This is a genomic window from Corynebacterium sp. LK33 (assembly GCF_014334955.1).
In the GTDB taxonomy this organism is placed as follows: domain Bacteria; phylum Actinomycetota; class Actinomycetes; order Mycobacteriales; family Mycobacteriaceae; genus Corynebacterium; species Corynebacterium jeikeium_D.
Map to the genome: position 1 here is coordinate 16,853 of NZ_PDGU01000028.1, position 12,491 is coordinate 29,343.

At 59.9% G+C, this 12,491-nt stretch carries 12 protein-coding genes; all 12 read left to right on the top strand.

What is annotated here, in order from left to right; all coding sequences use genetic code 11:
• Nucleotides 1-14: 14 nt before the first annotated feature.
• Nucleotides 15-1,295, top strand: a complete 1,281-nt coding sequence (gene coaBC, locus CRD20_RS10810; RefSeq protein WP_070602584.1) for a bifunctional phosphopantothenoylcysteine decarboxylase/phosphopantothenate--cysteine ligase CoaBC — start codon at nucleotides 15-17, stop codon at nucleotides 1,293-1,295.
• 118 nt (nucleotides 1,296-1,413) lie between these two features.
• On the top strand, nucleotides 1,414-2,631 hold the full coding sequence (gene metK, locus CRD20_RS10815; protein WP_016422717.1) for a methionine adenosyltransferase: 1,218 nt from the start codon (nucleotides 1,414-1,416) through the stop codon (nucleotides 2,629-2,631).
• A 49-nt stretch (nucleotides 2,632-2,680) separates the two neighbouring features.
• Nucleotides 2,681-4,717: a primosomal protein N' gene (locus CRD20_RS10820; protein WP_101687873.1), complete on the top strand. Its 2,037-nt coding sequence runs from the start codon at nucleotides 2,681-2,683 to the stop codon at nucleotides 4,715-4,717.
• 60 nt (nucleotides 4,718-4,777) lie between these two features.
• Nucleotides 4,778-5,281, top strand: coding sequence for a peptide deformylase (gene def / locus CRD20_RS10825; RefSeq protein WP_016422719.1), 504 nt, complete (start codon nucleotides 4,778-4,780; stop codon nucleotides 5,279-5,281).
• 94 nt (nucleotides 5,282-5,375) lie between these two features.
• Nucleotides 5,376-6,350 (top strand): methionyl-tRNA formyltransferase, encoded by a 975-nt coding sequence (fmt, locus tag CRD20_RS10830; RefSeq protein ID WP_070602588.1) that lies wholly within the window; start codon nucleotides 5,376-5,378, stop codon nucleotides 6,348-6,350.
• Nucleotides 6,351-7,808: an RsmB/NOP family class I SAM-dependent RNA methyltransferase gene (locus tag CRD20_RS10835; protein WP_187405393.1), complete on the top strand. Its 1,458-nt coding sequence runs from the start codon at nucleotides 6,351-6,353 to the stop codon at nucleotides 7,806-7,808. It begins immediately after the preceding gene.
• Nucleotides 7,809-7,819: 11 nt separating this feature from the next.
• Nucleotides 7,820-8,488 (top strand): ribulose-phosphate 3-epimerase, encoded by a 669-nt coding sequence (rpe, locus tag CRD20_RS10840; protein ID WP_070642965.1) that lies wholly within the window; start codon nucleotides 7,820-7,822, stop codon nucleotides 8,486-8,488.
• Nucleotides 8,489-8,504: 16 nt separating this feature from the next.
• Nucleotides 8,505-9,557, top strand: coding sequence for a bifunctional diaminohydroxyphosphoribosylaminopyrimidine deaminase/5-amino-6-(5-phosphoribosylamino)uracil reductase RibD (ribD, locus tag CRD20_RS10845; RefSeq protein WP_016422723.1), 1,053 nt, complete (start codon nucleotides 8,505-8,507; stop codon nucleotides 9,555-9,557).
• 69 nt (nucleotides 9,558-9,626) lie between these two features.
• Entirely contained in the window at nucleotides 9,627-10,214 is a 588-nt protein-coding gene (locus tag CRD20_RS10850) for a riboflavin synthase (protein WP_016422724.1), read from the top strand.
• An 11-nt stretch (nucleotides 10,215-10,225) separates the two neighbouring features.
• The gene (locus tag CRD20_RS10855) at nucleotides 10,226-11,488 is read left to right on the top strand and encodes a bifunctional 3,4-dihydroxy-2-butanone-4-phosphate synthase/GTP cyclohydrolase II (RefSeq protein WP_070642964.1); all 1,263 of its coding nucleotides are present in this window, start codon (nucleotides 10,226-10,228) and stop codon (nucleotides 11,486-11,488) included.
• A complete protein-coding gene (ribH, locus tag CRD20_RS10860) occupies nucleotides 11,489-11,971 on the top strand; it encodes a 6,7-dimethyl-8-ribityllumazine synthase (protein ID WP_016422726.1) in 483 nt (160 codons plus the stop codon).
• A 2-nt stretch (nucleotides 11,972-11,973) separates the two neighbouring features.
• Nucleotides 11,974-12,468, top strand: coding sequence for a PH domain-containing protein (locus tag CRD20_RS10865; RefSeq protein WP_187405394.1), 495 nt, complete (start codon nucleotides 11,974-11,976; stop codon nucleotides 12,466-12,468).
• Nucleotides 12,469-12,491 lie beyond the last annotated feature (23 nt).

Here is a 12,491-nt window from a genome sequence, read left to right on the forward strand (position 1 = left end):
GGGGAGATATCTGTATGCATGCCGCCGGTAATGCTGACGTATCCGAATGTTTAAAGGTTGTCGTCGGGGTTGCCGGCGGCATCGCTGCATATAAGGCCGCACACGTTGTTCGTGGCTTCAAGGAACTCGGTCACGATGTTCGCGTCGTTCCCACCAAGTCCGCATTGAACTTTGTAGGTGCGGCTACTTTCGAGGCGCTGTCGGGGAACCCGGTGTCGACTACGGTTTTTGACGCAGTCGATGAAGTTCAGCATGTCCGGGTGGGGCAGGAGGCCGACCTCGTCGTCGTGGTTCCCGCGACTGCCGACTTTATGGCGCGTGCCGCACACGGGCGTGCCGACGACCTTCTCACCGCAACTTTGCTTGTGGCGACCTGCCCGGTGGTTCTGGCCCCTGCCATGCACACCGAGATGTGGAACCATCCAGCTACGCGGGATAATGTCGCGATTCTTCGTCGCCATGGCGCTATTGTCCTCGATCCGGCCCATGGCCGTTTGACTGGTAAGGACACCGGTCCAGGTCGTTTGCCAGAGCCAGAGCAGATAGTTTCACTGGCATTAGCGGCAGTCGAGAATCCGCGCCACTTCCGCCGCGACTTCGAGGGCGTGCGCTTCATGATTACTGCCGGTGGCACCCGTGAGGCTATCGACCCGGTACGTTTTATCGGCAACCACTCCTCAGGGCGTCAGGGCTTCGCGCTAGCTGAGATGGCAGCACAGCGTGGCGCTCAGGTCACTGTGGTGGCAGGACATACAGATCAGTTGCCGACACCGCTGGGCGCGAATGTTGTAAAGGTTGATTCCACTTTGGAGATGGCCGAGGCCGCCCACGAACACTCCAAGTTGGCCGATGTCTGCATTTTTGCCGCTGCCGTCGCCGACTTCCGTCCGGCATCGACCGCTGGGGCCAAGATGAAGAAGGGCGTCGCAGACGACGCTTTGAGCAACATCCAGCTCGTAGAAAACCCTGACATTCTGGCTACCACTGTGGAGCGTCGTAAAGCGGGCGAGATTCCGGCAACCACGACGATGGTGGGCTTTGCAGCTGAGACCGGCGACGAGACGACGACGCCGCTCGAGCTTGCGAAGCAGAAGATTGTGCGCAAGGGCTGCGATTTGCTTATGTGTAACGACGTCTCGGGTGGGCAAACTTTTGGTGCGCCGGACAATGTCGGATGGTTGCTGTCTCTCGATGGCGAGCAGTGGGACGTGCCGCGAGGCTCAAAGTTCTCGGTAGCCGGTTCGATTTTGGATGCAGTCTCCGAGCTGCGACAGGAACCTCAGCCAGCGGAGTAGCCGGTGCCTACTACGGCGACTGAACCGCTTGGTCTATAATTATCGAATCAAACGAAAACCCACGCCGCAGCGACACCGCAGGCGTGGGGAAATGATCTAGAAGAAAGTTGTACTGCTCGTGGCCTCTAATCTTCGGCTGTTTTCCAGTGAATCTGTTACCGAGGGGCACCCAGATAAGATTTGCGACTCGATTTCGGACTCCATCCTTGACGCTATGCTCGCGCAGGATTCTGCATCGATGGTCGCCGTTGAGACTGTGGTGACTACCGGTTTAGTCCATGTTGTTGGCGAAGTTCGCACGAAGAGCTACGTTGACATCCCCGGTATTGTCCGGAGTCGACTGAAGGAGATCGGTTTCGATTCTTCTGAAAAGGGCTTTGACGGCAAGACCTGCGGCGTCTCCGTTTCGATCGGTGAGCAGTCCTCAGATATTCACGACGGTGTGCACACTTCTCTGGAAGCACGCAGCTCTGATGGCGAAGTCGAAGCAGAAGATCTCAAGGGCGCTGGCGACCAGGGGCTGATGTTCGGCTACGCTACCAACGAAACTCCGGAGTACATGCCGCTACCGATTGCGCTGGCACACCGCCTGGCTCGCCGCTTGACGCAGGTACGCAAGGAAGGCATCGTCCCATCGCTTCGACCGGATGGTAAGACTCAGGTCACCTTCGCTTACGACGAAGACAATAACCCGGTGTACTTGGACACTGTTGTGGTGTCCACGCAGCACGACCCGGATGTGACCCAGGAGTGGATTACCGAGCAGATTAAGACTCACGTAGTCGATTGGGTGCTCGACGACGCTAACTTGCGCGAGCGCTTTGTTACCGATGAATTGAAGCTGCTGGTCAACCCGTCTGGCCAATTTATTATCGGTGGGCCGATGGGCGATGCCGGCCTGACCGGCCGCAAGATTATCGTCGACACCTACGGCGGTATGGCTCGCCACGGTGGCGGCGCATTCTCGGGTAAGGACCCGTCAAAGGTGGACCGCTCCGGCGCTTATGCCACCCGTTGGGTTGCGAAGAATGCCGTGGCTGCGGGTCTGGCTGACCGCCTGGAGATTCAGGTCGCCTACGCTATCGGCCGCGCTCGCCCGGTAGGCCTTTACGTCGACTCTTTCGGCACCGGTCACGTTTCAGACGACGCCATCCGCGAGGCTATCAACAAGGTCTTCGACCTTCGTCCGGCCGCTATTATTCGTGACCTGGACTTGCTGCGCCCGATTTATGCGCAGACCTCCACCTACGGTCACTTCGGCCGAACTGACTTGGACCTGCCGTGGGAGCAACTCAACCGTGTTGAAGAGCTCCGCGCAGCCGCTGGCCTGGGATAAACACCACCCGCCAGCATGACCCTGGGGTGGGGAAGTAGAGTAAGATTCTATGACCGACGCCCCCTTCGCACCCGCCGCCGCAGCTGAGAATCTGCCAGTCGCGCGGGTGCTTCCACTTTTGGGGCTGCCGCAGTTGGATCGCCCCTTCGATTACCTGGTTCCGCGCGCGCTAGCGGAGGAAGCGGTTGTCGGTTGCCGGGTACGGATTCGATTCCACGGCCAATTGGTCAATGCGCTGGTGCTGGAGCGCTGTGCCACGCCCACTCACGACGGCAAACTGTCCTATCTCAAGGATGTCATCAGCTCTGAGGTTGTCTATCCGCCGCAGCTTCGACGGTTGGTGGATTCTCTGGCGGAGTATTACGGCGCAACACGCTCAAACATCATTCGCTCCGCCATCCCAACCCGCCATGCACGGGCCGAACGTGCCCGCAAGGAGAACATGCCCCCGACGTGGGAGGAATTGGGAAAGCTTGCCACCGAGGATCCGGATCTTTCCGCTTGGGGCAACTATGTCTTCGGCGAATCCTTTGTCGATTCCGTCCGCAAGGGCGCCCCGGCACGCGCAGCGTGGCAGCCAGTTCCAGGGGAACAGGTGGCAGCCATGCTCGCCGCGCTCAGCGTTTCGGTCGCCCGCGATGGTGGCGGTGTTCTCATCATTGTGCCGGACGCACGCACGCAGGCACACTTCGAGAGCGCTTTTCGCGAGCTCATTTCTGCCCGTCAGCTCACTCTTCTCGGGGCTGGTCTCGGTCCCGAGTCCCGCTATCGCCGCTACCTGGATATCCTGCACGGCCAGGGGCGCATAGTCGTCGGAACGCGCTCGGCAGCGTACGCCCCAGTGCAGAATCTGCGTTTAGCAGTGATTGTCGATGATGGCGATGACAACCTCGTAGACCCCCGCGCACCCTACGTCCACTCTCGCGAGGTGCTGGTCACGCGAAGTGCGCAGGAGGGATGCGCTCTTATTTTTGCATCGTATAGCCGTACAGCAGAGGTGCAGCTGCTGGTCTCCTCAGGTTGGGCGCACAATCTGGTTGCAGGCGCCGACGCCCTCGCTGAATCCATGCCGGAGATGATTGCCTCCACGGACACTTCCGAAGACCCGGATGACGTGAGTAGGGGACGCCTTCCTGCCATCGCTTTTCGACGGGCAAAAGCCGCGCTGCGCGAAGAGCTTCCGATTCTGGTCCAGGTACCCCGCAAGGGATATGTACCGACATTGTCGTGTCGCTCCTGTGGCGCGCCTGCGCGCTGTCGCTGGTGTAACGGTCCACTGGGAATTCCACCGTCCGATAACCCGGACGATCCGGCGCCGCCGACCTGTCGGTGGTGTGGCCGCATCGACATCCACCACCGTTGCCATAGCTGCGGTTCCACCAAGATTCGGCCAGTCGTGGTCGGCAGTGAACGTACGGCGGAAGAGTTTGGTCGTATTTTCAGTCCATTCCCAGTCGTCGCTTCCTCTGGCGAACGGATTGTTGACGACATTCCCGAAGGCCCGAGGGTCGTGGTGGCCACGCCGGGAGCCGAGCCTTATGCGCCGGAGGGCTACGGAGCAGTGATGCTGCTGGACACTTGGGCGATGCTCGGCCGGCAGGACTTGCGCGCTCATGAAGAGGCCTATGCGCATTGGTCTCGAGCTGTCACGCTTGCGCGCCCGCGGGAGCGAGGAGGGGCAGTGGTTATCGATGCGGATGCTGCAGTCCCGACTGTGGCCGATCTTCTGGCATGGGACGCGGTAGGCGCTGCGAACAGGGAATTGGCCGACCGTACAGCCGCCGCTCTGCCTCCGGCCTTTCACGTGGCAGCGGTGGACGGGACTGAAGAGGGCCTGCGTAACTTCATGGAGTCCCTGGAGGTTCCATCGGGCGCGGAAATCCTGGGGCCGGTAGACCTTCCCCGCAACGCCAGACCACCAGCAGGCGTGGAACCGGGTACACCTATTCAGCGGATGTTGGTGCGCTGTGACCGTCGGCAAGCACGGGCGGTGGGAGCGGCGTTGAAGGCAGCACAGGTCGTTCGAGCGACCAGGAAGGACCCGACGCCGGTGCGCGTTGTCGTCGATCCGATTAATTTCGGCTAGCTGCTAAAATGAGCGCGTTATCGCTTGATTCACACCAGTTTTCTTGGAGGCTCTAAGTTCATGGCAGTTCGTGAGGTACGTCTTTTCGGCGATCCGGTGTTGCTGTCCAAGGCGGATACCGTCACTGATTTCGACGCGACGCTGTCGCACCTGATTGATGACATGTTCGACACGATGGACGAGCAACAGGGCGTCGGGCTCGCGGCAAACCAGGTCGGTGTGCTGCAGCGCGTTTTCGTCTACGACTGCAATGGCACCCGCGGGCACATCGTCAATCCGGAATGGGAAGCCATCGGCGACGAGACTGTCCACGAAATCGAAGGATGCCTATCTATCCCGGGTATTAATGGACCCGTGACTCGACACGCACGTGTGCGCGTTACTGGCCAGGATCGCCACGGCACACCGGTGAGCTTCGAAGCTGATGATTTGCTGGCTCGCTGCGTGCAGCATGAAAGCGACCACCTGGACGGTGTGCTGTTTTTGAAGCGTCTCGAGGGCGACGAGCGCAAGACCGCGATGCGTTCTCTGCGTGAGCAGGACTGGTTCCTCAACCGCGGTTAACTCACCTGCGCCTAGCCCCCTGGGTGTGGCGCCCCGAGTTTCATCACTAGATTAACTAGAACAACTAGGTCCACCAGGAAGGAATCCACTTACTGTGCGCCTGATTTTTGCCGGAACCCCGGAACCCGCTGTCGTTGCCCTGAAGAAGTTGCTCGAAGACTCCCGTCATGACATCGTCGCTGTTCTCACTCGCCCCGATGCCCGCCGTGGCCGCGGCAAGTCGCTTTCGCCCTCGCCGGTGAAGGCTCTGGCCTTGGAACACGACATTCCCGTGCTCACCCCGACGACCCTGCGCGATGGGGAGATCCAACAGCAAATCCGCGAACTAAATGCCGATTGCATCCCGGTGGTCGCCTACGGCAATCTCGTGCCGGAGGATTTGCTCGATGTACCGACGCACGGCTGGGTCAATCTGCATTTCTCGCTGCTTCCTTCTTGGCGAGGTGCCGCGCCGGTGCAGGCAGCTATCGCCGCTGGCGACGAGGTCACGGGTGCCAGTACCTTCCGGATTGAAAAGGGCCTGGATACCGGACCAGTTTTCGGTACCGTCACCGAAGCGATTCGCCCGACCGATAATGCCGACGACCTCTTGACCCGCCTGGCATACTCCGGCGCGGATCTTCTAGCCGCCACCATGGACGGCATCGAAGCCGGTGCGTTGCGTCCGACCGCTCAGCCAGAACAGGATGTCAGCTACGCCGCTAAGTTCGGGCCGGAGGATGCCCGAATCGTTTGGACTCAGCCGCGACATCTTCTTGACCGCCGCGCTCGTGCATTCACGCCTGCCCCAGGTGCGTGGACGACTCTCGACGGTGCACGTTTGAAGGTCGGAGAGCTCACCCCGCTTTCCGACGAGGACAGCGCCGCGGTCGACGAGGTGCGAAAGGCAGCTGCTCCGGAGGCGGCAGCCGCCACACCGGGTGAGTTGGTAGTGGAGAAGCACCGAGTATCTGTGCGTTGTGCCGATGGCTATGTGCAGCTGGTGAAGGTGCAGCCACAGGGTAAGAAGATGATGGATGCGTCCGACTGGGCGCGAGGTAGCCAACCCGGCGGAAAGGTCTGCGAGTAAATGGGCAACGACAAACCCCGCCACACCGGTGGCGGACGGCAGCGCGGCAACCGCAGCGGACAGAACCGCAATGACCGCAACCGTAACCGTGACAACCGAGGTGGGGACAATCGCGGTGGCATTGACCAGCCGCGCAAGGTCGCACTGAAGGTACTAGCCGACGTTCGCGAGAATGATGCTTACGCGAACCTGCTGCTGCCCAAGTTGCTGAAGGCACACAAACTCAAGGGTCGGGATGCTGCTTTTGCAACGGAGCTGACGTACGGCACACTGCGGGCGGAAGGCCTGTTGGATGCCGTGATTGAGGCATCGTCGTCACGCCCGTTAAGCGATATTGCTGGACCGGTGATGGATGTGTTGCGCCTGGGCACGTACCAGCTGCTGCGTACGCGCGTCGACGCCTACGCTGCGGTCGATACCTCGGTGCGGGCAGTGGCGAAGGTGGCGGGACCTGGTGCGCGCGGCTTTGTCAATGCCATTTTGAGGAAGGTTTCCTCGAAGACCGAAAGCGAATGGGTGGCTGAGATTGCGCCGAATCCTGCGACCGATCCGATTGGCTACGTAGCGATGAAGCATGCCCACCCGCGCTGGATTGCGATGGAGTTTGCCCGCGCACTCGGTGCACAAGCCGGTGAGCTGCAGCAGGCACTCGCTGCCGACGATGCGCGCCCGTTGGTGCACTTGGTCGCTCGTCCGGGCGAGATTACGGCTGAGGAATTGGCACTGATTACCGGCGGTGAAGAGGGACCGTGGTCGCCGTACTGCGTGCGCTTGGATTCCGGTGCCCCAGGAGAATTGGAGCCGGTCCGACAGGGCTTGGCTGCGGTGCAGGACGAGGGTTCTCAGCTCATTGCGCGTGCCGTCACCATGGCACCCGTTGCCGGTGAAGACAGCGGCCGCTGGTTAGATCTGTGTTCCGGCCCCGGTGGTAAGTCAGCTTTCATCGGCGGCATCGCAGCTATTGAGGGCGCGAAGCTCGACGCTGTTGAGGTATCGGCGACTCGCGCAGAACTGGTGAAGAAGGCCACGGCCGGGCTGCCAGTGACTGTAACCGTTGCGGATGGTCGCGATACCGGGCTGGAGGCAGGCTTTGACCGCATCTTGGTAGACGCACCGTGCTCTGGCTTGGGCTCGCTCCGCCGTCGCCCGGAAGCGCGCTGGCGGAAGTCGCCGTCCGATTTGAACTCCTTGACTGCGCTGCAGTTTGAACTGCTCAGTGAAGCTGTGCATCTGGCACGGCCGGGTGGCATCATCGTCTATTCCACGTGTTCTCCGCATCTGCGTGAAACCAGGGGCATTGTCGATAGGGCAGTGACGGAATTGCCGGTGACGGAGCTGAAGGCACACGAGCTGGTAACGCCGATGACCGATGTCGGACCGTATCCATCTGTGCAGATGTGGCCACACCGCCACGGTACCGATGCGATGTTCTTCTCAGTTTTGCGCAAGAACGACTAGGCTCAGAGGTTATGAGCGCACCAATTATTGCCCCGTCCATTCTCGCTGCTGACTTCGCTCGCCTCGACCGCGAGGTTGAGGCTGTAGCCAATGCAGATTGGCTGCATATCGACGTCATGGATGGCCACTTCGTTCCCAACCTGTCCTTCGGCGCTCCGGTGCTGGAGGCCGTAGCTGCGGTGACGGACAAGTACTTGGATGTCCATCTCATGATTGAGAACCCGGAGAAGTGGGTCGACACCTACATTAAGGCGGGGGCGAGCTCCGTTATTTTCCATGTGGAAGCCGCCGACGACGCCATCGCACTGGCACGCCACATTCGTTCCCAGGGCGTGAAGGCCGGGTTCTCGCTGCGCCCGGGTACCCCAATTGAGCCGTGGCTGGATCACCTCGCCGAATTCGACGAGGTGCTGGTCATGAGTGTCGAACCCGGTTTCGGGGGCCAGTCCTTTATGCCGGATCAGCTAACCAAGGTCGAGAAGCTGCGTCAGCGCATTGATGCCGAAGGTCTGGATACTCTGATCGAGATTGACGGTGGTATCTCCGCCAAGACCATCGAATCCGCTGCCGCCGCCGGTTGCGACGCCTTCGTTGCAGGGTCGGCCGTTTTCGGCGCTGATGATCGTGCGGCGGCTGTCGATGAGCTGCGCGCATTGGCCACTACTGCTGCAACTAAGTAGACGGCGGTGAAGCACGGTGGCACAGTTTCCGGATCTCGTCTCCGCACAGCCGCTGACTGACGCTCAAGCTATGGCATTGGCCATAGAAGCCGGCCAGCGAGTTCGGGGCACCACCTATCCCAATCCACCGATTGGTTGCGTCATCCTCGATACCGCAGGGATTGCGGTAGGAGTGGCCGGAACTGAGCCGGTAGGTGGCCGACACGCAGAGCCACAAGCATTAGAAATGGCGGGGGCACGAGCTCAGGGCGGTACTGCAGTGGTCACACTAGAGCCGTGCAATCATATCGGCCGTACACCACCGTGCACCGAGGCACTTGCGGCAGCCGGAGTTTCCCGCGTCATATTTGCGGTCGCCGATCCTAATCCCGTGGCCGCTGGCGGCAGCGAGTGGTTGCGATACAAGGGAATCGACGTGGTCGAGGAGTTCCAACGCAATCGTGTGGCGGATGGCTATCTGCGTCCATGGTTACACTGGCAGCGCACTCGGCGCCCACACATCACGCTGAAGACGGCGGGCACGCTGGATGGTTTCGCCGCCGCTACCGACCGCACCTCGCAGTGGATTACGGGGGAGCAGGCGCGGGCACGGGTACATATCGATCGTGCACGTCGGCAAGCGATTGTCGTCGGAACGGGAACAGTGCTCGCTGACAATCCGCGATTGACCGCGCGCACACCAGACGGCGAGGAGCTGTCAACGCAACCCCTGCGCATCGCGATCGGCACCTCGGAGGTCGCCGCCGATGCGAATATCCGCGGCGATAACTTCCGCCACATTCGCACTCACGATGTGGAAGTGGCGCTGGAGACAATGGCGGATATGGGCCTTATTGACGTCCTGGTAGAAGGCGGCCCACGGCTCGCCAGCGCTTTCTTGGAAGCCGATGCTGTCGACGCGATTGAGTCCTACATTGCCCCGGCGTTTCTCGGAGCTGGTCTGCCGGTGACATCGGCCAATCATGAGACCACCATCACTGACATCTCCCGTTTCCGCACCGTCGCGGTCGAGACTCTGGGGGATGACATTTTGATTACGGCACTCCGCAGTGGCAAAGATCGCGGGTAGACCGGCTAGAGTTAATTTTGTAAAAATCTTTCAATTTATAACAAACGGTAAAGGATTTTCCTGACCACTATGTTTACGGGAATTGTTGAGGAACTCGGCGAAATTCGCGAAATCCACCGCGAAGCCGATTCCATTACTCTGACCATTCGCGCGACCACCGTGCTTGACGACGTGCACCACGGTGATTCCATTGCTGTCAATGGTGTTTGTTTGACCGTCGTGGAGTTTGGCGATGATTTCTTTACCGCTGATCTCATGCAAGAGACTCTGGATAGGTCGAGCCTCGGCCAGGTTGAGGTCGGCTCCAAGGTCAACCTCGAACGTGCAACCGCAGTGGGTCAACGCCTCGGCGGCCATATCGTGCAGGGACATGTCGATGGCACCGGCGAGGTTATTTCGCGCACGCCAGGGGAGCGCTGGGAAGTAGTGCGGATTTCGCTGCCGGAGCATCTCTCCAAGTATGTCGTGGAAAAGGGCTCAATTGCCGTGGATGGTACTTCGTTGACCGTCTCTGCAGTAGGCGAGGGGTTCTTTGAGGTCAGCCTGATACCGACGACGCTGACGGACTCCGTTATTGGTTCGACCGCGGTAGGCGCCAAGGTCAATTTGGAAGTCGATGTGCTAGCCAAGTACGTCGAGAAAATGTTGGAAAGATAAGCTACAAGACTGTGATTAAGTTCGATTCTGTAGAGCGGGCCATTGCGGACATCGCAGCCGGTAAGGCCGTGGTCGTCGTCGACGATGAAGATCGTGAGAACGAGGGCGACATCATCTTCGCCGCCGAGAAGGCAACGCCTGAACTTGTTGCCTTTATGGTTCGCTATTCCTCTGGTTACATCTGCGCGCCGCTGACCGCCGAGGACTGCGAGCGTCTGAATTTGCCACCGATGGTGTCAGAGAATGAGGATGCCCGCGGTACCGCATACACAGTGACCGTGGATGCCAACACCGGTACGACCGGTATTTCCGCCACAGATCGTGCGAACACCATTCGTACTCTGGCTGACCCCACGTCGAGCCCGCACGATTTCACCCGACCAGGACACGTGGTCCCGTTGCGAGCTCGCGATGGTGGCGTCCTCGTCCGTGCCGGCCACACCGAGGCTGCGGTCGATCTCGCCCGCCTGGCAGGGCTTCGTCCTGCTGGCGTGCTGTGTGAGGTTGTCTCCGAGGAAGACCCGACCGGTATGGCGCGCGCGGAGGAACTGCGTCGCTTCTGCGACAAGCACGATTTAGCGCTGATCTCCATTGAGCAGCTGATCGAATACCGTCGCCACAACGAGCACTTGATTGAACGCGTTGTCGAAACCAAGCTGCCGACCGACTACGGCGAGTTCCGTGCCATTGGGTACCGCAGCCTTATCGACGGTGTTGAGCATGTCGCTCTCGTTGTGGGGGATGTGTCTTCCAACGATGGTCAGGACGTCCTCGTGCGTGTGCACTCCGAATGCCTCACTGGCGACGCACTGGGATCTCGCCGCTGCGACTGCGGTCAGCAGCTGCGCAACTCCATGCGCATGGTTCACGAAGCGGGGCGTGGCGTCATCCTCTACATGCGCGGTCACGAAGGCCGAGGCATTGGTCTGATGCCGAAGCTGCAGGCCTACCACTTGCAAGATGAAGGCGCTGACACCGTTGATGCCAATCTTGCGCTCGGTTTGCCGTCGGATGCACGTGAGTACGGCACTGGTGCACAGATTCTGCAGGATCTTGGAGTCACCACTATGGCGCTGCTGACGAACAATCCGACCAAGCGTGCCGGCCTAGGCGGATATGGGTTGGAGATGAGCCGCCGAGTCCCGGTGCCAGTTGAGGTCAACGAGGATAACTTGAAATACTTGTTGACAAAGCGCGAACGCATGGGCCATGAACTTCCTTGGTTGGATGAGTACATGGAGACCCACGGCATTTCGACAGAAGGAGCACAGTAGATGAGTGGCGCAGGTCTTCCTGAAATTTCCGTTCCCGATTCCACTGGTGTGACCGTCGGTCTGGTCACCTCTCACTGGAACGAGGAGATTACTGGGCAGCTTCGTCGTGAAGCGCTGTCCCAGGCCGAGGAGGTCGGCGCTGTAGTCACGGATGTGACTGTCGTCGGTGCTCTGGAGATTCCGGTTGTGGTGCAACAGCTCGCGCGAACTCACGACGCCGTGGTGGCGCTGGGGTGCGTTATCCGCGGTGGTACGCCGCACTTCGACTATGTCTGCGACTCGGTGACTGAGGGCCTGACGCGGATCGCACTGGACTGTGAAACGCCAGTTGGCAATGGTGTGTTGACCTGCAACACTGAACAGCAGGCAATTGATCGTGCCGGCGGTGAGGGCGCCGCGGAGAATAAAGGTCGCGAGGCCATGGCCGCAGCGCTGCATACCGTCGCAGTGTTGAAGTCCCTTCGTGAAGGTGGAGCTGAGTAAGAATGGGTAACTCCGAACGCCACAGCAATTCGACTGCCGTCGACACCGGTAGCGAAGACAAATGGCTGTTGGAAATCACCTCGCAAAAGCTGCGTCTGTGGGCGATTATCGCTGCAGTTATGGTTTTCGCTATCCATATCTTCATGGGTATCGTGGTGGACTTTGGTAACACCGGAGCTTCGGTGACCTTTATTGACCAGCTGGCTTTCCCAATGATTGGTTTGATCATCGCCGGGGTAATCCTGCTGCTGACTCGGGCTCGCGTTCGCGTAAATGCCAGGGGTGTGGAAGTCCGCAATCTACTCAATGCGAAGTTTTACCCGTGGGCCGATATCTACGGCCTGAGTTTTCCAAAGAAGTCCCGCTGGGCTCGCTTGGAGCTGCCTGACTTTGAGTTTGTGCCGATGCTCGCGATCCAGTCGGCCGACGGCAGCCGCGTCGTGGAAGACATCCGCCGGTTCCGTGAACTTGAAGACAAGTTCATGCCGGAGGACTAACCCAAGGACACGTTTTAAGGACA